The organism is Dyadobacter sp. BE31 (assembly GCF_031457695.1).
GTDB lineage: Bacteria > Bacteroidota > Bacteroidia > Cytophagales > Spirosomataceae > Dyadobacter.
In genome coordinates, this window is sequence record NZ_JAVDXA010000006.1 from 319257 (window position 1) to 343374 (window position 24118).

Below are 24118 nucleotides of genomic sequence, written 5' to 3' on the forward strand. Positions count from 1 at the left end.
ATGTTGACGAGGATAAAAAATATAAGTCGGGTACTAAGGAAAATGCTGCCGATGGTCCTTTCAGCGGCCATTCTGGCGGGCTGTACCGATAATTTCGATTCGCTGAATACCGACGCGACCAAGATCAGCAGCGTCGGCAGCAAGGAATATCCGTTCATGTTTGCCTATGCGTTGATGACGCCCACGCTCAGTCCCGACAATTTCGAGGTCGGTGAGGGGACGATTGCGTCGGTGTATTCCCAGTTTTTGTCGCAGGCCGCGCACTCTTTCCCGACCGACCGCTATGTGATCCGGCAGGACTGGATGCCAGCTTGCTGGAATCCGGTGTATACTGCCGCAGCGCCGCAGCTGAAAACCATCATGGCCGGCACCGAAACGCAAAGTGCTGAGAATGCATTGGCGAATATCTGGTGGGTTTGGATGTTCCACCGGATTACCGATTACTTCGGCCCCATTCCGTATTCCGATGCCGCTTCGGGTAAGCGCTATGTTTCTTATACGCCCCAGGATTCCATTTATTACGATTTTTTCAAACGGCTGGATGCGGCCTCGGCGGTCCTCAAATCGCGTTCCGGCGATAAACCGTTTGGTACTTACGATCTGGTTTACAACAAGAATGCCGCACCCGCCGCAGCCTGGATGAAGTTTGCCAATACCCTCCGCCTGCGCCTTGCATTGCGGATATCGAAAGTGAACCCGGAAATGGCGAAGCAGCAAGCCGAAGCCGCTGTGGCAGCGGGTGTGATCACCGACATTGCCGACGATGCCTACATGCCGAAATCGACTACGACCTATGCCGAATACAACGGATTGGCCGTGACGGCGGGCTGGGACGATGTGCGTATGAGTGCTTCCATGGAGTCGATTTTGAAGGGGTATGAAGATCCGCGGCTGCCGATTTACTTCCAGCCATCGGTTTCGACAGGTACCTACGAGGGCGTTCGCAATGGATTGTTTACGTCCGAGAAAATCATCGATATCAATTCCAGGCTATTCAATTCCAACATGGGTACGCGCTGGGCTACCTGGGTAGGAAGCGATTGGAAAACCACTTACAATGTGCCCCAAAACATCCTGCACGCGGCAGAAGCCTATTTTCTCCGTGCGGAAGGTGCACTCAATGGCTGGAATATGGGCGGTACTGCCGAGGATTTTTACAAAAAAGGCATTCAGGCTTCGATGGCCCAGTGGGGCGTGACAGACCAGGCGGCTATCGCAAAATACATTGCGAATGTGGCGGTTCCCATTGCGCCAAAGGATGGGATGAATTCGCCTGCGGTAAACGACTACCCCGTGAAATGGAGTGGTTCCGAAAGCATGCAGCGCAAGCAGGTAGCGCAGCAAAAATGGCTCGCATTGTTCCCGGATGGCATGGAAGGCTGGGCTGAGGTGCGCAGAACGGGACTTCCGAAGCTCTATCCGATTGTTCACAGCGAAAATCCCGACCTGCCGGAAGGTACATTCATCCGTCGGATGCCTTTCCTTGATACCGAAAAGCAAACGAATGCCGCCGAGGTGGAGAAGGCCGTGAAAATGCTTGGTGGACCTGATAATGCCGCTACGCCGCTTTGGTGGGACAAAAATTGATATTGTCAGGAGTGGTCATTTGAGGTCAGGAGTAGTCATTTGTAGTCAGGGGTGGTCATTTGTAGTCGACGGCGGTCATTTGTGGTTATTTGGAGGAAAGCATTACAATACCTGACTCTCTGACCTCCTGACTAGTTTACTCCTGACTAATTTTAACTATTGTTCAAAAATTTAGAAAGATGCTTCCTCGCCTGCTGATTGCCTGTTTGTTTGTGACATCTGTCTTTGCTCAAAATGCGCCTGTGTTGTTTCCGAAGCCGCAAATGGTGCGCTATTCGGAAGAGAAATTTCCGGTATCGTTGCTGACCGTCGCGGTGCCGACGGCGGCCAATGCAGAGGTGCGGTTTGCATTACAGGAACTAAAAAGCATCGTGGGCGAGCACACGGAAATGGGTATCAGAAATGCACCTTCTTCTGCCTCGGCGACCTTTCAATGGGTGGTACGAAAGGAAGGAGGTGCATTGCCCGAGGTTTCGGAGCGGGATGGCAAAAGCAACCGCGAACATTATAGGCTGACGGTCTCGGCCAAGGGAGTGCGGATAGAAGCGCAGACGTCCGCGGGATTGTACTATGCCGTGCAGACATTGCGACAACTGATCGCAGGCGAGGGTAAAACTGCATTTATCCCCGGTGTAGTTATTGAAGACCAGCCTGCGTTGACCTATCGCGGCGTGATGATGGATTTCGCGCATGGCGGCCTGCTCACCATCGCGGAAATCAAGCGGCAGATCGACTTCCTGGCCCGGTGGAAAACCAACCAGTATTACTTTTATAATGAGGTTAGTATCGAGCTGAAAGGTTTTCCGAACATTGCGTACCGCTCGGGTTACACGCAGGCGCAGGTGCGGGAGATTATCGCCTACGGCCGGCAGCGGCATATGGATGTGGTGCCGTTCCTGAATTTGTATGGGCATTTGCACGAATTGCTGCGGAATGAGCAATATGCCGGTCTGGCGATCGGCCAATACGGCCACGAACTCGACCCGCGCAAACCGGAGACGAATGCGCTGCTGAAAGACTGGATCGGCCAGTATGCGAATCTCTTCCCTGGTCCGTTCATCCACGTTGGATTTGATGAAACCTGGGAAACCAAGCGCATCGCCGATGATAAAGATGCCCGCATTAACTCGGAGGACCTCTGGGTGCAGCAACTTACGTTCGTTCAGGCGGAGCTCAAAAAGTACGGTAAAGCCGTGCTGGCATGGACGGATATGAACAACTACTATCCGGATATCATTCAAAAAATCCCGGCGGAAGTAATCCCGGTTTTGTGGGAGTACAAGCCTGATACTGTCGAGATTAACCGGTATTTAAACCCGATTTTAAAAGAGCAAAAACCGTTTTTTATACAACCTGCCGTTTCCGGCTGGGGCCACATTTATCCTGATGCCAACTATACTTACGACAATATCGATCTCTGCCTGCAAGCGGGAGTAAAGCATAAGGCGCTGGGGTTCATCCACTCGGTATGGACGGATCCCGTGGAGCCGTTTGTGCGGGCGTCGTGGCTTTTTATGGCTTATGGCTGCATTGGAGCTTGGCAGGGACAGGTGCCTGATAAAAAGCATTTTACGGAGATGTACAGCCGCGTGATGTACCCGCAGGTGGCAGGAGAAATGCAAAAAGCATTTGACGACCTGGAGGCTTCCAATGAGGCTCTGGATAAATGTCTCGGCCGGAATACCAACGGCATGCCGCGCGGAACGATTATCGAAAGCTGGTCGAACCCTTTTTTGCCCTATTACCTCAAAAACACCGGTGAACACGTGACCGATTTCCGGAATGCGCGCAGGTTGAGCGAATCTGCTCAGGCGGAACTGGTTACCGCATTGGCCAGGTGCAGTCCGAAGGATACCGCATTCATTCACTCGATGATCGTCACCGCGAGGTTGATGCGCTATTCGGCGACGCGATTTTTATGGGCGAAAACCATCTGCGACCGGTGGAATGAGTCGATGTTGGAGCGGAAGAAGAACGATTTCGTGGCTTACGACCTCGTTTACCCATGCCACGGCCTGCTTGTGGATGTAATGGATGAGGCCGGTGAGCTGAAAACGGCCTATTCGGAGGCTTGGCGTTCGGAATACATGCCTTACCGGCTCAATACCATGCTGGGCAGGTTCGATGTCGAGAATGGGTTGTGGCAGAAGCTTTCTCTGAAAGTGATCGGCTACCGCATTGAGAACAAGCCCGATCACGTAGCTGATCAGTCGTTTGAAACACTATTCAAGCCGGATTTTTAAGCTTTTGGGTTGAAGCGCTCCTGGTGCTGCCGAATCCGCTTTGTAATCTTTATGTGAATAATTAGTATAAAAGCCATAGTGCAACTTTTTTGTAAACTATTTTATATAAATTTTGTAAACAAAAAATTAATCAATACATTTGATCATCGCCTGTTCCGAACCTTTGCCATGTTATTCGCCAATTTGAACTATCCATCGATCCGTGCATTCGCGGAAGACGCAGTAGCGGTGCTCCCGCTAGGCGCTACGGAACAGCACGGCCCGCACATGGCGGTGTCGACGGATACGGATATTGTGACGCACCTGGCCGGTGCCGCGGAGGCATCCCTACCCGGGCGTGTGGTGCTGTGTCCGACGTTGCCGTTCGGTTCAAGCCATCACCATTTGTCGTTCGGCGGGACGATCAGTATCAAACCGGCATTATACACACAGGTCATTGTGGACGTGGTCGACTCGCTGCTGCAAAGTGGTTTCCGGCGGATCGTGCTCCTGAACGGTCATGGCGGAAATATTACGCCGGTGAAACAAGCGCTTGCCGTACTCAGCAGTGATGTTGATCGGGCGAACGCGGCCAACATCGCATTGGTAACGTATTGGGAGCTTGGCGGAAAGCCGTTTGCCGGTGAAGCGCCGATGGAAAGCCCCGCGCTGAGCCACGCCTGCGAATACGAAACGAGTATGATGCTCCATCTTTTCCCGGAAAAGGTTTGGATGGAAAAAGCAGAACGGGCCAAACGACCAGCCAGCAATGGCTATATCCCCTGGGAGGACGATGAGCCGGGCCGAGGCGTAACGCTTTTTAAACAAACCGCCTACATTTCCAGCAACGGCAGCAGCGGAGAACCGCAAAAAGCCACCGCCGAAAAAGGCGCACATTTGATCGGTAAAGCCACGGAGGCGTTGGTGACGTTCCTGGATGCATTTGCGGAGTGGGGGATTGGGGGTAGGCTTTTAAGTAGTAGGCTGTAAGCAGTAAGCTATAAGCTATAAGCATAAAGCTTTTCAAGATAGAATTGTTCAATAATTATAATCAAACGCTTAAAGCCTACTGCTTAAAGCTCCATTCCATATGCCCAAACAGGAAATCAAGCATCCCGATAAAAGTGTCAGCACCGGCGCGTATTCTGCCGGTGTTTTGAAGAACGGCTTACTGTTCGTGAGCGGGCAGGGACCGCTGGACCTCGCGACGGGCGAGGTGAAGCATGGTACCATCGAAGAAGAGACATTGCTCACGCTCGAACACGTGAAGAAGGTCGTGGAAGCCGCGGGCGGGACCATCGACGATATTATGAAATGCACGGTGCATTTGAAGGATATCAATGATTTCGATCGCTATAATGCGGCTTATGCTTCTTTTTTCAAAGGCATTCTGCCGGCCCGCACCACCGTACAGTCGGTGTTGTCGGACGGCATCAAAATCGAGATCGACGCCATTGCACTGATAGGTTAGTTTAAGCACCCAGTTCTTGCATTATAACTATGAGTTTAAAAGAACGCATTGGTACTGTTGGCCTTGGCCTGATGGGAAGCAGCATTGCTACCTGTATTCTCGCGGCCGGGCACGAGGTTACTTCGCTGGTCAAGGATGAAAGTGAGGCCGAACCTGCCCGCAAGCGGATTCTGGGCTACCTCACGGAACTCCACGATGAAGGTATGTTGAAAGAATCGCCCGAGACGGTGGCCGGACGCATTACCATTACGACCAATATCGCAGAACTGGTGGGCCATGAGGTGGTGATCGAGTCGATTACCGAGGATGTGGAGGCCAAAAAGGCAGTTTATAATGCATTGGAAACTGTCCTTTCCAACACCGCCATTATCGGCAGCAATACATCGGCGATCCCGGTGTCGGTTTTACAGGCCGGTTTGTGGCACCCCGAAAGGCTGCTCGGCATTCACTGGGCCGAGCCGGCCCATATTACCCGGTTCATGGAAGTGGTTTGCGGGAAAGACTCGGACCTGAAATATGCACAGCGAATCGTGCAACTAGCCGAAAGCTGGGGTAAGGAGCCGTCGCTGCTGCGGAAGGATATCCGCGGATTTATCACCAACCGCATCATGTACGCCATGCTGCGGGAGGCATTCAATCTGGTGGAAAACGGCTATGCGACCGTCGAGGACGTCGACCGTTCGCTGCGCAACGACCTGGGTTACTGGATCACGTTGGCCGGTCCGTTCCGTTTCATGGACCTGACAGGCATTCCGGCTTATCTCACCGTGATGAAGGATCTGTTTCCTGACCTCGACAACCGACCGACAACCCCCGAAATGATGGAGCAGCTCGTAGCCGCGGGCGCGAAAGGCGTGAGCAATGCGCATGGATTTTACCCTTATACGCCGGAGAGCGCCGAAGCCTGGGAGAAAGCATTTATCGATTTCAGCTACGACATCCGGAAGCTGGCTGAAAAATACGCGCAGAAATGACAACAATCGTATCACTCCGCGCCACGGAAGTAATCGTGCCGGCCAAAGCCGGAAGCCTTAATTCCGAAACCGTGCTGGATAAGGACACCGCATTTGCGCAAAAATTCCTGACAGGCGAAAGCTGGACGGAGTTTGCGAACCAGCCCAAATGGATCATCGAAATGACCCTCGCGAACGGGCTCACGGGCGTAGGCGAGACCTACCGGAGCGCGTCAGGCGAGCTGATCCGCGAAGCTTTGCAGGAATTTGTGGGAAAAGATGTGCTGAAACTGAACTGGCGGCGGCTACCCGTAACCGACCAGCGCATTTATGAGGCATTCGAAAGCTGCGTGCTCGACCTGGTGGGGAAACTGCTGCATGTACCAGTGCACCAGTTGCTCGGCGGGGCCTACCGCAACACGGTCAATTGCATGGGCTGGACAGGACGGCGGACACCGGAAGACGCGGCGCAGAAAGCATTCGAGGCGATGCAGAAAGGCCATAAGGTATTTAAATTCAAATGCTCTGACGAAGACCCGGTGCGGCTTTGGACAGAGGAGATCAAAAAGCAATGCGGCGACGGTATTAAGGTCCTGCTCGATCCGAACCAGCGCTGGAACGATGTGAAAACAACGATGAAACTGATGGATGGGGTGGAAATGGATGTCATGCTGGGCCTCGAAGACCCGATTCTCCATGCAGACGTGGAGGGTTTTAAATACCTCAAAAAACACCTCGGAATACCACTCTACCGGCATATTTCGCTCCCGTATACGCAGGACATCCGCGATATGATCACGTTCGTGCGTGCCGATGCGGCCGATGGCTATAATTTCAACGGATCGGCATATAACTGCGTGCTGCTGGCGGAGATCGCGCACCTGGAAGGCAAGCCGTGCTGGCGTGGTTCGGAAGTGGACCTGGGTATTTCGGAAACCATGGGCCTGCATATAGCGGCGGCGAGCATTAACTGCACCATCCCGTCGGATATTTTCGGGGAGCTGGTGCGGGTGGACGACCTGCTGACCGACCCCATTGTATTTGAAAACGGAGCCGCAAAAGTACCGCAGGGCCACGGGCTGGGCATTACGCTCGACCAGGACGCACTCCGAAAATATCAAACCGGAAAAATCCTAACCGCGCATTCATGAAGAAGGCATTCTTTTCGTGGTCCATTCTCTTCTTCTGCAACCTGATCTGGTCGTTCCATTTCACGTGCATTAAGCTCACGCAGGATCAGGTAGGGCCGTATTTTACCGTGTGGCTTCCCATGCTGCTTGCTACGGTTTTCCTGGCTCCCTATGCCTGGCGGGACTTTAAAAAGGGGAATAAGAAATTCAAAGATGTACTCATTTTTGTACAACTGGCAGCTATTGGCGCATTCCCGTCGCAGGTACTCATGACCTGGGGTACGCAATATTCCCTGGCAAGTAATGCGGCCATTCTGATCCTCGCATTGCCGGTCGTAACAGCCGTTTTTGCCTTTTTTATATTAAAAGAAAAAATGAACCGTATCCGATGGATCAGCTTCGGGATTGCGATCGTGGGCGTGTTGCTCTGTTCTACCGACGATATCCGGAACATGGATATGAGCTCGCAATATGCGGTTGGTAACTTGCTGATATTCCTGGCGATACTTGGTAACGGCTATTACAATGTGGGCTGCAAGAAAGTCGCCGAACAATACAGTGAGATGGAAATGGTTTTTTACACCTACCTGGTGATGGTGATCCTGCTTGCGCCGCTGGTGTGGTATTACGAGCCCGAAATGTTTTCGGTGATACCGCATTACACGGCCCAAACCTGGACAGGGATGATCGCGCTGACGCTTTTTCACAACTTCCTGTCTATGCTGCTGTTTTTCAAGGTACTCAAATATCTCGATGCCACGCAGGTTGCCTTGTCCAACTACCTCATTACGTTCATGGGATTGCCCATTGCGGCTTTCGTTTTGGGCGAAACTTTGAAAACACAAGCCATTATCGGTGGCGTCCTGGTACTCGCGTCGACGTTGATACTCACCATTGTAGACAGCCGTGCGGCGCGGGAAAAGAAGCAGGAAGAACTGGTCAATGCCAATCCATAAAACCCTAAGAGTATGAATGCAGAAAACGAACTGTACGGCGTCGTACCCATTATTCCGACGCCATTCACAGAAGACGAGGAAATCGACGAAGCGGCCCTCCGCGACCTGATCGATTTTGCCGTAGCGAGCGGTATCGAGGCGGTTTGCCTGCCTGCTTATGCCAGCGAATTTTACAAACTGACCGACGACGAGAAGTTGCAGGTCGTGCGGATAGCGGTGTCGCAAGCGGCCGGGCGCATTAAAATCGTCGCGCAGTCCAACCATCCGTCGCTGAAACAGGCGATCCGGCTCGCGCAGGCCAATGTGGCGGCGGGTGCAGACGTGGTGTCACTGGCTGTGCCGCGGATTTTCAGCCTGCCGGAGGATTCGCTCAGGGCTTACCTGTCCGGATTTTTGGAATCAGTCCCCGACACACCGGTACTGATCCAGGATTTTAACCCGGGCGGCTCGTCGATCAGCGTCGGCTTCATCCGCGAGTTGATGGAGAGCCATCCGAATTTCAAATACCTCAAACTCGAAGAGCCGCTTTGCGCACCGAAATTTGAGAGCATTATCAGAGAAACTGCCGGAAAAATCGGACTTTTTGAAGGATGGGGCGGCTTGTATATGCTGGAACTCGTCCCGCTCGGTATCCGTGGCGTCATGCCGGGACTGGCCGTGTCGGATATTTTGCAGAAAGTATTCACGCTCCGCAACCAGGGCGCGCACCAAAAGGCTTTTGACTTGTTCGAAAAGGTAATGCCGCAGATATTCTTCTCCCTGCAAAACATGGAGCTCTTCCATTATGCCGAAAAGGAGCTGCTGATGGCACGGGGTATCCTTAAAAACAGCATTGCCCGTAAGGCCGCGTATATCCCCGATCCTTCGTCTGTTTCCTATATCAAGGAATTGAATCAGAGAGTTTTGGATGTAATTAATGATGAAACGTGGGAAATCAAATCACTGGAAACAACCTTCTCGAAAGCGTGAGTAAGAACGGAGAAAAAAGTATTTTTAAAACCGGCAAGTCTAAATCCAATCCAAAACGCGCTGGTAAAATGAACACTTTCGAGAATCAGGTTGCCGTCATTACCGGTGCCGCTTCCGGTTTGGGGCTCGTGATCGCCCATAAACTGCTGTATGAAGGCGCCAGAATAGGATTACTCGACTTGAACGAGCAGGCACTGAACGACGAATTTGTCGGGAATCCGGAGCAGGAAGAGCGCATCGGCGTGGATGTCACGGACGAGCAGCGGGTAGCCCAGGCGGTAGCGCGCGTGGCGGAGCGTTTTGGTAAAATCGATATCCTGATCAACTGTGCGGGCATTACGGGTGCTACCAACATCAAAAGCCACGAGGTGGATACGGCCAATTTGCAGAAAGTGTTCAATATCAATTTTATGGCCAGTTTTTACACGGCCAAGGCGGTGCTGCCTTATATGCTCCAAAACAACTACGGGCGGATTCTGCACGTTGCATCTATTGCCGGAAAAGAGGGAAATGCGGGTATGCTGGCCTATTCGGCTTCGAAAGCAGCGGTGATCGGGATGGCCAAAGTGCAGGGGAAGGAGTATGCCGAGACGGGCATTACTGTGAATGCGCTGGCGCCCGCGGTGATCCAAACGCCGCTCGTGGACGCGATGCCCGAGGCGCAGGTGAAATATATGACCGACAAGATTCCCATGAAACGCTGCGGCACGCTCGAAGAAGCCGCCAATATGGCCGCATTCATCGTTTCACCGGAAAATAGTTTTGTTACCGGGTTCACGTTCGATCTTTCTGGGGGCAGGGCGACGTATTAGTGGACTGACCGCCGACGGCCGACCAACGACAGCCGATTGCGGTCATGGATCATCGATGAGGTCAAATCTTGTATATTCTGAAAAATCATAAAAACATCGGCGGTCGGCGGTCCGTGGTCGGCCGTCAAAATCTTCAACACATTACCTCACATGCATTCCCCCAACACTTCGCTAACTTTTCTCTCACCCGTCGAAGGCGACGTTTTCCATGCCTTTGACGGCGATTTGTCGGATGGCAAGTTAAAAATTACAGTAAAAATGACCGCGCCGGAAGACGCCGAATTAGCGGTGAATAGCGTCCCGGCTATACGCGTGGACGATCACTTCGAGGCGCAGGTGGTTTTGGAAGGATATGAAAACAGACTGGAAGCCGTAGATCATGTGAGTGGAGAGAAAACGGCGATCCGTGTTTTTCTGCTCAATGATTTCGCAGGGCATTACAGGCTGTCGATCGATGATAATATCTGGTTTCTGAGGGATATTCAGCAGAATAAGAACCGTTATGCTTCGCTTTTCGAGAATCCTTACCTCGGATTTTTGAAGCAGGTTAATGCGGAATATGGTACCAAAATCCACCTGAACCTGTTTTACCAGACCGAAGGTTTCAATCTTTCTGACTTCACGGACCAGTACAAAAATGAATGGAAAGCCAATGCCGACTGGCTGCGGTTGAGTTTCCATTCATTGCAGGAGTTTCCCGACATGCCGTATGTGAATGCCGGTTATGAAGAAGTGAAGCGCGATTGTGACCTTATTATGAACGAGATCCGGAGATTTGCCGGAGAAGAAGTGATGCATTCGGTCACCACGATCCACTGGGGTGAGGCTACTGCGGAGGGCTCGCGCGCCATGCGCGATGCGGGTTACACGACGCAAGTAGGCTATTTCAATGTGGATGATAACCTGCCTTCCGCTTCCTATTACCTCACCGTGCCGCAACGAAGGCATCTCAAAAGCCGCTTCGTGTGGCGCGACACGGCCCAGGACATCACGTTCGTCCGGGCGAGCATCGTCATCGATACCAAAAAGCTCGAAGACATCAAGCCGCACCTCGATTCGCACGAAAAGACCGGCCGCAAGCCGCCGTACCTCGATTTGCTGGTGCATGAGCAATATTTCTATCCGTTCTATTTCAACTACCAGCCCGATTTCCGCGACAAAATCCGCGCTGCCGTGCAGTGGGCTGGGGAGAATGGCTATACGCCGCAGTTTTTGAGTGAATCTGTTTCAAATGCATAACCCGCTCCTCCGATGGATCAGTACCGCAGGGATTTTATCAAACTAACCGGCCTGGGGCTCGCTTCGGCGGCCTTACCACAGGGTGCTTCCGGGATGCCGGCGGTCCGCGCGGCCGGTCCGCAGCAATTCAATATGTGCAATTATGCCGCTCCCAAGCTGGAAACGGTGCGCATAGGCTTTATCGGACTGGGTAACCGCGGCATGGCGGCCGTAGAACGCATGAATAAGATCGCGGGCGTGGAAATCAGGGCGGTATGCGATCTACGGGAGGGCAAAGTCAACGAGGCTATTCAACTGGTAGCCGGCAACGGGCACAAACCGCAGGGTTACCATACCTCTCCCGACGCCTGGAAGAAGCTGTGCGAACGCGGCGACCTCGACCTCGTGTACATCGTGACACCCTGGGCATTGCACACGCCGATGGCGGTATTCTCGATGAACCACGGCAAGCACGTTTGTGTGGAGGTACCTGCGGCCAAAACCATCGATGAATGCTGGGAGCTTGTCGAAACCTCGGAAAAGACGCGGAAGCATTGCATGATGACCGAAAACTGCTGCTACGACTTTTCAGAACTGCTTACATTAAATCTCGCGCGGCAAGGCTTCTTCGGAGAAATCACCTATGCCGAAGGCGCTTACATCCACAATTTACAGGAATATGTGTTTGACAAAGAGCGTTTTTACCAAATGTGGGAGCTGAAAGAGCTTTCGCAACGGACAGGTAACCTCTATCCTACACACGGCCTCGGGCCTATTTGTCAGGTAATGAATATCAACCGGGGCGATGCAATGGATTACCTGGTGTCGATGTCGAACAATGATTTTGTAATGGCTGGTACGGCCAGAAGTTTGGCCGCTAACGATCCGGATTTCAAGCCATTTGTCGGGAAGCCGTTCAATGGAATGATGAACACCTCGACGATCCGTACGAAAAAGGGTAAAACCATCATGGTGCAGTTCGACGTAGCGTCGCCGCGCCCTTATTCCCGCATTCAGCTTGTGAGCGGTACCAAAGGTGCCGCATTGAAATATCCGGAGCCCGCCCGCATTGCCCAAGGCCACGAATGGCTTTCACCCGAAGCTTACAAAGCGCTCGAAACCGAGCATACGCCGCCCATTGTGAAGAAAATAGGGGAGGCAGCCAAACAGGTTGGCGGTCACGGCGGTATGGATTTCCTCATGGACTGGCGCACCATCGACTGCCTCCGAAACGGCCTGCCCCTCGACCAGGATGTGTATGATGCCGCATTGTGGAGCTCTATCGGCCCGCTCAGCGAATGGTCGGTAGCACACCGTTCCAACTCCATCGACGTCCCCGATTTCACCCGCGGCAGTTGGAAAACCAACGCGCCCATTGATATTTCCATGGAAAAAGGAGGTACAACGGGCGTGAGGCTTTGAGTCAGGACTCTTTTTCCAGCTCGATAAAATCCTGTCTTGCGGGTGTGAAACAATCGATTACCCTGCATTGTGTATGGGCGATTGCGGAATGCGGTGCGTGCGGGGGAATGTGGGCCGTCATACCCGGCGTGAGCAGCATTGTTTCGCCGTCGACGGTAAATTCCAGCTCTCCTTCCAGCACATGGCACCACTGTTCATGGAAATGGCTGTGCTCCGGCAACACGGTACCGGCAACGATCGTAAAATGCCCGAACGTCTGCTGCTCCGAATGCCCCAGCGTGCCATAAATACCGTCCCAGATTTTGACTACTTTGTTGGTTTTGAAATTGACGAATGGCATTGTGAAATGATTTGAATGCTATTTGAAAATGGTAAAAGTAGCTTTTGCGGCTATACGTTGCGTTAGAATTCCTGCTTTTTTATCCATGAAGCCTAGCTTTTCGGGATCATCGCGCCGGGCGCGTAATAGGTCGTGACCGTAGTCGGCCATCAATGCAAACCGGCGCCACTTGATGCCAGCCGCTGCCGATGCAACCGGCAAAATACGATCATAGCCGAATGCATCCCAATTTACCTGCTTCCCTTTTTGATACGGTCGGTCGATAGCCGCCACAAACATATTGACCCCTCCTTTCAATTCTGTAAAAAAGATGAGCTTCGATTGGGGATTTATGTACCATCGCATACCGATTTCTGCCTGTGCATGGTGGTGAGTTTCCCGCGCGTACCAGAAACCTGAATCGTTCCATTGACTGTAAATGTCTGGCAAGATGTCGGTTTGGTGATAAGTCAGTTGGGTGAGCCCGGAAAAGTTTCGATTAAAATGCCTTTCAATCCAAAAACCCACACCCCACACATAGTTGGACTTAAAGTGGGATATATAACCTTCGCCATCGTCTTTAAATTTTCGGTAATCCTCATAATACAGTCGGTCGTAGTAAGAACGGCCAAAATCAGCCGATATGCCGTATTCAATTGGGGAAGTGTACTGCGCGGCCAGGTTACCGGATAAGCAGGATATGTACAGAGTAATGGTAATTGTCAGCAGCGTTTTCATAGCTTATCGATTTAAAATGGAAGATTGCAGATTAGAACTTTGATGTAATTTATCCGCCTCGAATAGCAGGTTTGAACGGCTGTGGGGCAAAAGCCCCAGCCGTTCAAATCAAATAGTCTCGTTATTTTAGGATGACCGTCCTGGTCGACGTGCTGCCGCTTTCCCCTTTTAATTGCACCAGGTAAGTGCCGGAGGGGATATTTGACAGCGAAACCTTTTGACGATAAATACCTTCGCCGGAAAGTGTCTTCCGGAAATGTACATTACCCCGCATATCCAGCACCGAGAGCTCAGTTTTTTCTCCTTTGTTGAGATAAAAAGAAACTTCGAATTGCCCGGAGTTTGGATTGGGTGAGACAAAAAGACCAGTTACCGGCGTGGCCTCCTGAGCCTCCGCACCAACCCTCGCATTGGCATTGCTATTGACACAGATGCGGTCCTGTCGGCAACTACCACCACCGACCCCCTGGATGCGGATGGTATTGTTGCCCGCGGCGAGGTTAACGCTGATCGTCTGTTCCGTCCACACAATGTTCCACGAACCGGAGTGGGGCAAATTGACGGTTTGGGCGCTGCCTCCATTTACCTGCACGGTTACCGTGGGAGCGGTAGAAGAGTAATAGCGTAGTTTCACATAATACGTGCCAGCCGCGGGAACACTTGTAATGGCGTAATCGACATAATGATTATTGTTGTTTTCCTCGCCGCGCGTTTGCCCGTTGGACGCATTCGGGTCGCTGGTGATTGCGCCCGTGCCCGCCGACAATTCGGATTCTTTGCATTGACTGAAATTGGGAGAGCCATTCACAGTTACCGTCACCGCCGCCTGGTTGCTCGTGCAGCCGTTGACGGTGCAGGTAGCGTAATACGTAGTGGTTGACGCCGGGGCTACATTCACGGAGCTATTGTTTCCGAGGCCATTGGTCCAGGTAATTGTCCCATTGCAATTAGATGCCGAAAGCGTGCTGGACGCCCCGGCATTAATGGTCGAAGGATTGGCGCTTACGGAAGGGGGGCTCGGTGGGTTACATCCGCTTCCGCCGGTTACACAAATCTTGTATTGCCGGCAACTCCCACCCCCGACGCCCTGAATCTTGATGGTATTGGTGCCTGCGTTGAGATTGACATTGAAAGACTGTTCAGCCCAGACGATGTTCCAGGACCCGGAATGAGCCAGATTAACCGTTTGCCCGCCGCCCCCATTGACACTCACGCTGACCACCGGTGCACTCGATGAATAGTACCGGAGCTTGACAGCGTAAAGCCCGTTGGAGGGAACACCCGTAACCACATAGTCGACGTAATGGTTATAGTTATTCTCGGCTCCGCGCGTCTGTCCGTTTGAGGCATTCGGATCGCTGCTTACCGGGCCATTGCCATTGGCATTTTCTGACTCGATGCAGGCATTCAGGGCGCCTCCGTTACTGACATTGATGCTGGTTGTGGCAGTTTTGGAACCACACCCGTTTCTTGTTGCGGTAACGGTGTAGGTGTAGCTGCCGGTAGCACCAGGTGCATTGATACTAAGCGGGGAGGTACTGCCATTGACCCCATTTCCGCTCCACGCGTAGGAGACGCCGCCGCAATCGCCGCCTGTGCAGCTGTAAAGTAATTGCAAACCCTGGCCGGGAGCAGGGTTACCATTGCTGTTAGATGCCGACACGTTGAAATTGCAGCTGTTCTGGGTGGTGAGATTGAGCGGGACGACATTCAACAGGCAGCCGGTTTTGATTGTACTCACGTTGTAGGTGTACGAACCCGGTGCGGCGGGCGCATTGATGGTAACGGATTTCCCGGTCTGCACCAGCCCATTGCCGGTCCATTGAAAGCTGTTGATGTGTGAGCACCCTGAGCCCGAACAGCTGGCGGCGAGCGTTACCGGAGCCCCGGACGCAGGCGCAGCCGGTGAGGCGCTGGTAGTGATCGTAAAGTTGCAATCGGTACAAGGCGTAACCTGCGAAATCCCTACCTGTGTCCACGCGTAGGCGGCCTGGCGGGCGATATCGGAGCAGGCGCCATACGAATCGATCGCCCCTTGTATGGTTGCCTCCACCGCGTCATAATACGTGGAGTTGGATTGCAAATAGAACTTCAACGCCCGGTAAACCACCTTCGCCGGCTTCGCGTAATCCAGAGGCGTGCCGGTAGGACCGCCTGTGCGCATGTACCAGTACCATTTGTTCATGACGCCGCTGTTATGGTGGACGCCACCGTTGTCATTCGAGAGATCATTTGTTGGCAGCCAGTTGGGGCCCAGATAGGTATCCGGATCACCAAATAAACCAGGATTAGACATATCTCTTGCCGTTTGGCCATCCTCACCGTGTGTGTAGTTGGCATTTACGCCTAGTAGATGATACTCTAAGGTGGTACCCATAATGTCCGAAATGGATTCATTTAATGCACCGGATTCTCCCTGATAAACTAACTTGGCGGATGTTGCGGTCACGCCATGAGTGTATTCGTGCCCGAAGACGTCCATGGTGACCATACTGCTTCCATTTGCAAAACGTGCAAATTGAGCCTGGTTCCCGATCCAACCCGTATGGTGATCGTCAGTTTCAATAACTACAACTCTCGGATGATTACCATTCCCGTCGTATCCATTCCGCAGAAATAGAAGCCAGCACATGTCATGCATCTTTTGTGCCAGCCAATGAGCGGTTGTGGCGTTTCTGTTGGCATTACTCCAATTAATTGTGGGATTAAAAACGTCCGGGTACCACGACCAGGGAAACGTAACATTAAAATTATCAATCACCGAAAATGGAGCAATCCGCGTATTCAATTGGTTATTGTACGCGCTCAAGCGATATTGGCCACCAACCTGTTCGGTTTCGAAAGTGATATTAGGTTGGCCATTCAAATAGCGATTATAATTTGGGGTCATGATGGAGGCAACCCATGGTGCGTGAGCATTCATTCCTGCTTTGGGGTATTTTCCTTGCGCTCTTTGCTCATGCGATGCTGCGACACAACTCATGAACAGAGGCACCTTTTTCAGGATACTTCCTGTCCGAGCATCCACATACACCCGATAAGGCTCCTGGATTTTCTCCGATTTCAGGTCAAATACCCAGGCCAGCCGGTAATTTTCTTTCAGGAAATGCTCGTCCTTTCGGGCCAGGATCAATGAACCGGTAGGAAGAATATTGCCGTCAAAATTATCCTGGGTAAGTCGTTGCTCGTCCAGCGCGGTTTGCAGGGCGACGGCCGCATCGATTGCTCCGGATACGTCAATATCCAATCCGGCTACGATTCGTCCGTGTGCAGTTTTCAATACATTTTCGATGGAATGCAGGCTGAACTCATTGCCCTCTACCGGTATGTTTTTATAATGCAGCTGAAAAAGCTGATGACGCATTGTCACCGTCGTTCCTTCTGGTGTTTCAGTCTCTTCTTTTACCGCTTTCAGCTTGTATCCTTCCGACAAGCCAAGGTTGGTTGCATAACGCGCAACAAAGGAATCCGGCGAGATTCGTGATGATGGATCATCTTTCAGGAATAACCATCCGTAGTCCGTCATCCTATTGAAAAGCGAATCGAAAGCGGCATCTCTCTGACTCCGATAGTGAGCTTTGTATTGAGGCTGAGCCAAGGCAGAGCTGGCGAATACTGCGAATAATACGCAGAGGGCGGTTTTGAAAAGTGTTCTCATGTTGAATGTGTGTTTAATTGATTTTTTCGATTTTGTCTATGTAAAGTGTCAGAATGGGCAGATGAACAGCTTTTTCGCCTTTCCAATCCAATAGTTTTCCTGACACGCGGTATGGGAATGCATTCGAGTCATTATTCTTTCCGTAGCTAAGGGGAAACCCGCTGAGTTTATGGAAAGACTTTTCGCAAATGCTGGCTAGATCGGTGAAGTATCTCCCGTCGGACTTACTCGGGAATTTCCTCGAAAACTGAAAGGCGTGGTACGCATAATAGGGCGGACCTGTCAATGCGACGGGCTCGTCAACCAAATACTCGACGTATTCGTACGCAAATGGATTACAACAAGAAGCATCCAGGCATTCCGGATCAGGCTTATCGCGCTCGCAACTGAAAACAGCCAGGAAGAACAATGCGCTGGCGCAGGAAATCATTTTTCTTTTCATATTAGATGTGTGTTTTAGTTGATTTTTTCGATTTTGTCAATGTAAAGCGCGAGTATCGGCATGTCGAGATATTTCTCCCTGTTCCAATCCAACAGTTTTCCGGACACCCGATACGGGAATGAATCAGGCTCCTTCATACCTCCATATGTAAGCGGAAAACCCGCGAGCTTGTGTATGGACTTTTCGCAAACACGGGCACTATAACTCCAGTAGTGTTCTCGCCTTTTAGTTGGGAATTTCCGGGTAAACCGGAAGTAGCAGGGAGGCCCCAAAGCTACCGGCTCATCTACGATGTATTCGACGTAATCAAACGAATAGGGATTGCAACACGAAGCATCCCTACATTCCGGATCAGGCATATCGCGCTTGCAATTGAAAACAGCCAGGAAGAATAATGCACTGGCGCAGGAAATCATTTTTCTTTTCATGTGTTAGGTGTGTTTTAATTGATTTTTTCAATTCTGTCGATGTACAAAATGAAGTAGGGTAGATACACTATGTCTCCAGGCTCGGAGATCAGGAGCTTACCTGATACACGGTAGGGAAAAGAATCCGGCACAGCCTTGCTTTTATGGGTAAGTGGAAACCCCTCAATTTTGTAAAGTGATTTTTGGCAAATGCTAGCCTGACCACGCGGAAATTCTGCACCGCCCGCATAAGTCGATAACTGTTTTTTAAATCGAACGTAATACACTGGAAAGTAAGGAGGGCCAGTTAATGACACCGGCTCATCTTCAATGTATCGTACATACTCCCAGGGATATCCGCAACACGAAGCATCCCTGCATTCCGGATCAGGTTTATCGCGCTTGCAATTGAAAACAGCCAGGAAGAACAATGCACTGGCGCAGGAAATCATTTTTCTTTTCATGTTCAATGTGTGTTTGGTTAAAATTTCAAGCGATGCACAACGTGAGGATCGGAAGACCTGCATCTTTTCTTCCGTCCTGTTCACCGATAGCAGCGCTCGCGGACGGGCGTTGTATCGGGCAGGGCATGACCATACAGGGCAGTGATTTTTGCCCTTTGTTCCTGTGTTTATTTTACCCGAACGGGTGTGTTGGAGTGCGATATTTGGGACAATATCAAGGAGATATTTGATAATTGGATACGAAAATGGGAGAAATGATCATAGGCATCTGATGGATTATCAGGCGGCGAAAAAGCGTGCGCCAGGTAACGGTCTACGATATAGGTACTAGCTCAAAGGTGAACGATGCACGCGAAACCGGTATTACTGAAACTTTTAAATACCGGCCTGATGATTTTCTCACTTGTTTTCCTACATTTGTACAAACCGCTCAAAATTTCAATATTTCAACATTGCGCAGGATCATTTCCATATTGCTGCTGGGGCTGCTGCTTTACAACATGGTGGGCTATTCGATAGTCTATCTGTCGGAGGAGCGATATACCATCAGCTCGGCTGGGAAGGGCTTTGTGGAGCAGGCGGCAGGTTCTGCGGATATTGTGATCAAAGTGCCGGTGGCGGTGCCTTACCAGGCCAACTGGGACGCGCCGGAGCCCATTCAGGGGCAGATCGAGCACGAGGGGCAGTTCTACCAAATGAAAAGCCAGCAGCTGATCAACGACACACTGTACGTGCATTGCGAGTTCGACCAGGGTGCCCGCGCCCGCTTTTCGGATCTCGCGTCGAAGATCAACGACCAGGTGACAGGCCATGCAACCGGTTCGCAGAGCGACGCGCATTCGAGTATTTTAAAGAATTTCCTCAAAGAATATATGACCGCCGGTCGCCAGCATGTGTTTTATGTGCTGGAATGGGAGCCATCGAAACATTTGGCCCCGCAATTTCCCGCCAGATCTATTCTGCCTGAAAAATATTACTCCATTCCATCCCCGCCGCCAGATCTGGCTTAGTACATCTTCTTTATTCTTCCTGAAAATGTGGAACGTTCATGTGTGTACGTTACGCGCGTCTGTACGATGCGTGCAGGTATGCAGGTTGCACACTTGAACGCCCGTATGCAGGAGGAAAGACCGATTTACTAACCAGAAATCTTACTTCCCGATGGCGCATATTGCTCTACCCGATGAATCGCTGCCCGGCATTGTCGGACTCTTCAACTTCCGGCCCGAAACGGCTGGCCCGCTGCAATTGCTGGCGGAAACGCTCTTGCGTGGCGAATCGCCCCTCACAAGCGGCGAACGCGAACTGATTGCTTCTTACGTGTCGCTGCTCAACGACACCCATTTCTGCCATACCTCGCATGGTTCGGCGGCAATGGCGCACCTTGGCTATGATCTGAGCCTGATCGACGACATCAAAAACGGCTTTCAGCAGATCGACATTTCGCCCAAACTGCGTGCATTGCTGAACATCGCTGCCAAAGTGCAGAAAAGCGGCAAGGCCGTAACCGACGAGGATATCGCAGCAGCCCGTGCGGAAGGCGCCGGTGATAAGGAGATCCACGATACGGTGCTGATCGCCGCGGCGTTCTGCATGTTCAACCGCTATGTGGACGGCCTCGGTACCTGGGCGCCCCAAGAGAACGAAGCGTACCGCGAAATGGGGCAACGCATGGCGTTTACGGGATATGTGCGCTTTCCGGTCAAAGCGGACGTTGTCGAGGTGTAGTGGCCATGGGGAGTCATTTGTGGTCAGGTGTAGCCGGGTGTAGTTACTTATTGTCTGGTGTTGTCAGGTGTGGTCAAGTGTAGTCAGGTGTTGTCATTTATTGTCAAGTGTAGTCAGGTGTAGCTAAGTGTAGTCATCAAGAGCTAGTGCTTTAACAACTCATGACCACCTCCTGACCACTCCTGACAAAAAAGCACCATATCGTTAACACAAAAAGCAGCAACGTATCATGCCACATATTCCTTTACCGGAGCACTTGCCCGGGATTACCGGCTTGCTGGAATACAGCCGCGTAACGGCTGAGCCTATACGCCAGCTGACACAATTCATTTTGCGGGGCGAGAATTCGCTGTCGCCCGCGGAGCGCGAACTGATCGCGACCATCGTGTCGCATAACAATGAATGCCGGTTTTGTACCGCTGCGCACACCGCAGCGGCCGACTTGCTGCTGGGAGAAACCGAAACCTGCGAGATCATGAAGCAGGATATCGACGCTACGCCGGTGTCCGAAAAAATGAAAGCATTGCTGAAAATCGCGAAGCAGGTGCAGGTGAGCGGCAAAGCAGTAACGGCCGAATCGGTTGCGAATGCCAGGGCGCAGGGCGCTACGGATACGGAAATCCACGACACGGTGCTGATCGCAGGGCTCTTTTGTCTCTACAATCGCTATGTCGATGGTATGGCGACCGTCGCGCCGGCCGACCCGCAATTTTACACCGGCCTGGGCCAACGTTTAGTGGACCACGGTTACAACCGGTTACCGAACGGCTATGATCATTTGAAAAAGCAATCCCAACCTTCCTGACCTATTTAAATCGGACCTCTATTCAAACCTAACCTATGAAGAGACTTTTACCCATCCTCTACCTCCTCATGAACCTGTGTTTCGCAGCGACGCCCGGCGCGCTGGCGCAGGCAACGAAAGTATCGGGACATATTTTTGACAACGATTCCCAGAAACCGCTTTCGGGGGTGTCGGTGTCTGTCAAGGGCAGAAATACCGGTACCATTACCAATGCGGAAGGCTATTTTGAACTAAAAACCAATATACCGACGACGCTGATCATCTCGCTCGTAGGCTATGGACGACAGGAGAAAGAAGTGGCTTCTTCGGAGGGGCTGCGGGTAAACCTGGTACCGGCCATCGAAGAGCTGAATCAGGTGGTGGTAACGGCCTCACGGGTGGAGGAGAGCATTTTGCGGTCGCCGGTGAGCATCGAGAAAATGGATTCCCGCGCTATTCAGCAGACGCCTTCCGCTAATTTCTACGATGGTTTGGTCAACCTGAAATCGCTCGATATGGTAACGAGTAGTCTGACATACAAACAAATCAACACCCGCGGGTTCAACACGACGGGCAACAGCCGCTTTTTGCAGCTCGTGGACGGCGTGGATAACCAGCCTTCCGGCCTGGGTTTCGCGATGGGTAACCTATTCGGTCCGCACGATATCGACGTCGAAAGTGCGGAATTGATACCCGGCGCGGCCTCCGCATTGTACGGCCCGATCGCATTCAACGGAATGCTCAATACACGCACCAAAAATCCATTTGAGTACCAGGGACTGAGCGCGCAGACCAAGTTCGGCATCAACCACATCGGCGATGGTACCGGCCTCGGCGCAAAACCGCTTTACGACCTGGCCATCCGATACGCGAAAGCCTTCAACAACAAACTCGCATTCAAAGTCAATGCATCGTACCTCAAAGGCACCGACTGGTATGCCAACGATTACACCGACATTGACCCAAACACCAATCCTGAAAACCGCGGACCGAACAACCCAGGCCGCAATGCATTGAACATTTACGGCGACGAGGTGGCGCAGACATTGCCGAATATCGGCCGTGTGTCGCGTACGGGTTATGAGGAAAAAGACCTCGCTACCTATGGTGTTTACAGCCTGAAACTGAGCGGCGCATTGCATTACCGCATTACCGACAAGCTGGAAGCGATTTACCAGGGTAATTTCAACCAGGGTACGGCGCAGTACACGGGCTCGAACCGCTTTGTGATCAATGACTTCAAGTTTGTGCAGCACCGCCTCGAACTCCGCGGAAGTAATTTCTACGTGCGTGCCTATACGAACCACGAGTATTCGACCAATTCGTATAATACCCGGGCATTGGGCCAGCAGATCAATCGCACGTGGGTGAAGGACCTGGCGGGCAACACCGTGGCGCCGAATAAGGCCGATTCGACCTGGTTTGCAAGGTATGCCGCTGCCTACACCGGGGCAATTACCGGTGTGACGCAGCAAAACCACACTGCTGCACGTGCATTCGCCGACGAGGGACGTGTCGTTCCGGGGTCGGAAGCTTTCGATTCCGCCAAAGATCGTCTTATCAAGACGCGCGGATTGGCCGGCGCCGGCATTCTCAGCCAATGCAGCCTGAACCACATAGAAGGGATGTACGATTTCAGTTCGCTGCTGAAAGTGATCAATTTGCAGGTCGGCGGTAACTACCGGAAGTATTTCCTCAACACGGGCGGGACGCTTTTCGATGACAAGGACAAAAACCTTACTAATGAGGAGTATGGCGTGTTCGCACAGGCATCTAGATCACTTTGGAAAGACCGCTTGAAACTGACCGTTTCGGGCCGTTATGATAAGAATGAGAACTTCGACGGACGGTTCACGCCGCGCGCATCCGCCGTTTTCTCGCCAACGGAAAACCACCATTTCCGCGCATCCTACCAGACGGGCTTCCGTAACCCGACTATTGGCGATCAGTATATCAAGCTGAACGTCGGCCCGATCATCATCCTCGGCGGTGCGCCGGTGAATTCAGAGGGAATGAATGCCTATTCGAACTCGGTGACGATCGCTTCGTTCTCGCAATTTGCCTCGGCATTTGGCGCGGATATGGCAAAGGGTGTCCCGTTCCCGCAAGCAGTAGCCAACAATAAAAGCAAGCTGGTGAAATCGAATGTGCCTTATATCAAATCCGAAAAGGTGAAAAGTTACGAGGTGGGTTACAAGGGTTTGATCGCTAAGCAATTGCTGCTCGATGTTAACTACTATTACAGCCAATACACCGACTTCATTATCAACACCGTAGTGGCGGCTGCTCCGTCGGACATCCTTTCTGCCGATGGTTCGGTGAATCAGATGGCTGCCATGGAGCTACTGGGTGCCGGGCGACAATTGTATCAGTTGTATACCAATGCCAAAGATAAAGTGTCGATCCAGGGTGTAAGCGCGGGTTTAACTTACTCTCTTCCTAAAAACTATAAGGTATCGGCTAATGCGACCTGGATCGATTTCAACATGGGCGAGGCCGATCCGAACAACATTCCTGCATTCAATACCCCCAAATGGAAAACCAATGTGATGTTCGGCAATGCGAAATTGACCGACCGCATTGGTTTCAACGTGGCCTGGCACTGGCAGGAGGCTTTTGATTGGTACGGTACATTCACGGAAATGCGCCCGGGCCGCGTGAACGCCTACAATTTGCTCGATGCGCAGGTGAGCTACCGCATTCCCAGCCTGAAAACGGTGGTGAAACTGGGTGGTTCCAATATCACCAATAAATACATCGTGCAGGCTTACGGCTCACCGGCTGTGGGCGGGCTGTATTATGTAAGTCTGAACTTCGACGAACTATTCCGCTAACGGA

At 51.9% G+C, this 24118-nt stretch carries 21 protein-coding genes; 15 read left to right on the forward strand and 6 right to left on the reverse strand.

The features are described from left to right. From J2Y43_RS26865 to J2Y43_RS26915, 11 genes are all read left to right on the forward strand, one after another. Positions 1–1587, forward strand: coding sequence for a SusD/RagB family nutrient-binding outer membrane lipoprotein (locus J2Y43_RS26865; protein WP_309989601.1), 1587 nt, complete (start codon positions 1–3; stop codon positions 1585–1587). Between the two features lie 179 nt (positions 1588–1766). Beyond that, positions 1767–3830, forward strand: coding sequence for a beta-N-acetylhexosaminidase (locus tag J2Y43_RS26870; protein WP_309989598.1), 2064 nt, complete (start codon positions 1767–1769; stop codon positions 3828–3830). Positions 3831–3998: 168 nt separating this feature from the next. Further along, positions 3999–4799, forward strand: coding sequence for a creatininase family protein (locus J2Y43_RS26875; RefSeq protein ID WP_309989595.1), 801 nt, complete (start codon positions 3999–4001; stop codon positions 4797–4799). Positions 4800–4899: 100 nt separating this feature from the next. Further along, positions 4900–5280: a Rid family hydrolase gene (locus J2Y43_RS26880; RefSeq protein WP_309989592.1), complete on the forward strand. Its 381-nt coding sequence runs from the start codon at positions 4900–4902 to the stop codon at positions 5278–5280. A 29-nt stretch (positions 5281–5309) separates the two neighbouring features. Next, on the forward strand, positions 5310–6254 hold the full coding sequence (locus J2Y43_RS26885; protein ID WP_309989589.1) for a 3-hydroxyacyl-CoA dehydrogenase family protein: 945 nt from the start codon (positions 5310–5312) through the stop codon (positions 6252–6254). Further along, positions 6251–7384 (forward strand): mandelate racemase/muconate lactonizing enzyme family protein, encoded by a 1134-nt coding sequence (locus tag J2Y43_RS26890; RefSeq protein WP_309989586.1) that lies wholly within the window; start codon positions 6251–6253, stop codon positions 7382–7384. Before J2Y43_RS26885 ends, J2Y43_RS26890 begins: the two co-directional genes overlap by 4 nt. Beyond that, on the forward strand, positions 7381–8319 hold the full coding sequence (locus tag J2Y43_RS26895; RefSeq protein WP_309989584.1) for a DMT family transporter: 939 nt from the start codon (positions 7381–7383) through the stop codon (positions 8317–8319). Before J2Y43_RS26890 ends, J2Y43_RS26895 begins: the two co-directional genes overlap by 4 nt. A gap of 12 nt (positions 8320–8331) precedes the next feature. Further along, positions 8332–9288 (forward strand): dihydrodipicolinate synthase family protein, encoded by a 957-nt coding sequence (locus tag J2Y43_RS26900; protein WP_309989581.1) that lies wholly within the window; start codon positions 8332–8334, stop codon positions 9286–9288. Between the two features lie 68 nt (positions 9289–9356). After that, a complete protein-coding gene (locus tag J2Y43_RS26905; protein ID WP_309989580.1) occupies positions 9357–10100 on the forward strand; it encodes an SDR family NAD(P)-dependent oxidoreductase in 744 nt (247 codons plus the stop codon). 150 nt (positions 10101–10250) lie between these two features. Then, the gene (locus J2Y43_RS26910) at positions 10251–11339 is read left to right on the forward strand and encodes a hypothetical protein (protein WP_309989577.1); all 1089 of its coding nucleotides are present in this window, start codon (positions 10251–10253) and stop codon (positions 11337–11339) included. Between the two features lie 12 nt (positions 11340–11351). Continuing rightward, entirely contained in the window at positions 11352–12740 is a 1389-nt protein-coding gene (locus tag J2Y43_RS26915) for a Gfo/Idh/MocA family oxidoreductase (RefSeq protein ID WP_309989575.1), read from the forward strand. A gap of 1 nt (position 12741) precedes the next feature. On the opposite strand, the gene J2Y43_RS26920 is transcribed toward J2Y43_RS26915, so the two are convergent. The 6 genes from J2Y43_RS26920 to J2Y43_RS26945 form a co-directional block, all read right to left on the reverse strand. Next, a complete protein-coding gene (locus J2Y43_RS26920) occupies positions 12742–13080 on the reverse strand; it encodes a cupin domain-containing protein (RefSeq protein ID WP_309989571.1) in 339 nt (112 codons plus the stop codon). 18 nt (positions 13081–13098) lie between these two features. Further along, positions 13099–13797 (reverse strand): hypothetical protein, encoded by a 699-nt coding sequence (locus J2Y43_RS26925; protein ID WP_309989569.1) that lies wholly within the window; start codon positions 13795–13797, stop codon positions 13099–13101. Positions 13798–13918: 121 nt separating this feature from the next. Next, positions 13919–17455, reverse strand: coding sequence for a M4 family metallopeptidase (locus J2Y43_RS26930; protein WP_309989566.1), 3537 nt, complete (start codon positions 17453–17455; stop codon positions 13919–13921). A 13-nt stretch (positions 17456–17468) separates the two neighbouring features. Beyond that, the gene (locus tag J2Y43_RS26935; protein WP_309989562.1) at positions 17469–17897 is read right to left on the reverse strand and encodes a hypothetical protein; all 429 of its coding nucleotides are present in this window, start codon (positions 17895–17897) and stop codon (positions 17469–17471) included. Between the two features lie 14 nt (positions 17898–17911). Then, positions 17912–18325, reverse strand: coding sequence for a hypothetical protein (locus J2Y43_RS26940; protein WP_309989559.1), 414 nt, complete (start codon positions 18323–18325; stop codon positions 17912–17914). Between the two features lie 14 nt (positions 18326–18339). Next, positions 18340–18768, reverse strand: a complete 429-nt coding sequence (locus J2Y43_RS26945; RefSeq protein ID WP_309989556.1) for a hypothetical protein — start codon at positions 18766–18768, stop codon at positions 18340–18342. 452 nt (positions 18769–19220) lie between these two features. On the opposite strand from J2Y43_RS26945, the gene J2Y43_RS26950 reads away from it, so the two are divergent. From J2Y43_RS26950 to J2Y43_RS26965, 4 genes are all read left to right on the forward strand, one after another. Next, complete coding sequence (locus J2Y43_RS26950) at positions 19221–19778, forward strand: hypothetical protein (RefSeq protein WP_309989554.1); 558 nt, start codon at positions 19221–19223, stop codon at positions 19776–19778. 151 nt (positions 19779–19929) lie between these two features. Beyond that, positions 19930–20496: a carboxymuconolactone decarboxylase gene (locus J2Y43_RS26955; RefSeq protein WP_309989551.1), complete on the forward strand. Its 567-nt coding sequence runs from the start codon at positions 19930–19932 to the stop codon at positions 20494–20496. A gap of 229 nt (positions 20497–20725) precedes the next feature. Beyond that, on the forward strand, positions 20726–21301 hold the full coding sequence (locus tag J2Y43_RS26960; RefSeq protein WP_309989548.1) for a carboxymuconolactone decarboxylase family protein: 576 nt from the start codon (positions 20726–20728) through the stop codon (positions 21299–21301). 35 nt (positions 21302–21336) lie between these two features. Next, positions 21337–24114 (forward strand): TonB-dependent receptor, encoded by a 2778-nt coding sequence (locus J2Y43_RS26965; RefSeq protein WP_309989546.1) that lies wholly within the window; start codon positions 21337–21339, stop codon positions 24112–24114. The last annotated feature ends 4 nt before the right edge of the window (positions 24115–24118 follow it).

Excerpts from the sequence above, each read along its gene's own strand:
- J2Y43_RS26865 (WP_309989601.1), top strand. The coding sequence starts at position 1 with ATGTTGACGAGGATAAAAAATATAAGTCGGGTACTAAGGAAAATGCTG.
- J2Y43_RS26870 (WP_309989598.1), top strand. The coding sequence starts at position 1,767 with ATGCTTCCTCGCCTGCTGATTGCCTGTTTGTTTGTGACATCTGTCTTT.
- J2Y43_RS26875 (WP_309989595.1), top strand. The coding sequence starts at position 3,999 with ATGTTATTCGCCAATTTGAACTATCCATCGATCCGTGCATTCGCGGAA.
- J2Y43_RS26880 (WP_309989592.1), top strand. The coding sequence starts at position 4,900 with ATGCCCAAACAGGAAATCAAGCATCCCGATAAAAGTGTCAGCACCGGC.
- J2Y43_RS26885 (WP_309989589.1), top strand. The coding sequence starts at position 5,310 with ATGAGTTTAAAAGAACGCATTGGTACTGTTGGCCTTGGCCTGATGGGA.
- J2Y43_RS26890 (WP_309989586.1), top strand. The coding sequence starts at position 6,251 with ATGACAACAATCGTATCACTCCGCGCCACGGAAGTAATCGTGCCGGCC.
- J2Y43_RS26895 (WP_309989584.1), top strand. The coding sequence starts at position 7,381 with ATGAAGAAGGCATTCTTTTCGTGGTCCATTCTCTTCTTCTGCAACCTG.
- J2Y43_RS26900 (WP_309989581.1), top strand. The coding sequence starts at position 8,332 with ATGAATGCAGAAAACGAACTGTACGGCGTCGTACCCATTATTCCGACG.
- J2Y43_RS26905 (WP_309989580.1), top strand. The coding sequence starts at position 9,357 with ATGAACACTTTCGAGAATCAGGTTGCCGTCATTACCGGTGCCGCTTCC.
- J2Y43_RS26910 (WP_309989577.1), top strand. The coding sequence starts at position 10,251 with ATGCATTCCCCCAACACTTCGCTAACTTTTCTCTCACCCGTCGAAGGC.
- J2Y43_RS26915 (WP_309989575.1), top strand. The coding sequence starts at position 11,352 with ATGGATCAGTACCGCAGGGATTTTATCAAACTAACCGGCCTGGGGCTC.
- J2Y43_RS26920 (WP_309989571.1), bottom strand. The coding sequence starts at position 13,080 with ATGCCATTCGTCAATTTCAAAACCAACAAAGTAGTCAAAATCTGGGAC.
- J2Y43_RS26925 (WP_309989569.1), bottom strand. The coding sequence starts at position 13,797 with ATGAAAACGCTGCTGACAATTACCATTACTCTGTACATATCCTGCTTA.
- J2Y43_RS26930 (WP_309989566.1), bottom strand. The coding sequence starts at position 17,455 with ATGAGAACACTTTTCAAAACCGCCCTCTGCGTATTATTCGCAGTATTC.
- J2Y43_RS26935 (WP_309989562.1), bottom strand. The coding sequence starts at position 17,897 with ATGAAAAGAAAAATGATTTCCTGCGCCAGCGCATTGTTCTTCCTGGCT.
- J2Y43_RS26940 (WP_309989559.1), bottom strand. The coding sequence starts at position 18,325 with ATGAAAAGAAAAATGATTTCCTGCGCCAGTGCATTATTCTTCCTGGCT.
- J2Y43_RS26945 (WP_309989556.1), bottom strand. The coding sequence starts at position 18,768 with ATGAAAAGAAAAATGATTTCCTGCGCCAGTGCATTGTTCTTCCTGGCT.
- J2Y43_RS26955 (WP_309989551.1), top strand. The coding sequence starts at position 19,930 with ATGGCGCATATTGCTCTACCCGATGAATCGCTGCCCGGCATTGTCGGA.
- J2Y43_RS26960 (WP_309989548.1), top strand. The coding sequence starts at position 20,726 with ATGCCACATATTCCTTTACCGGAGCACTTGCCCGGGATTACCGGCTTG.
- J2Y43_RS26965 (WP_309989546.1), top strand. The coding sequence starts at position 21,337 with ATGAAGAGACTTTTACCCATCCTCTACCTCCTCATGAACCTGTGTTTC.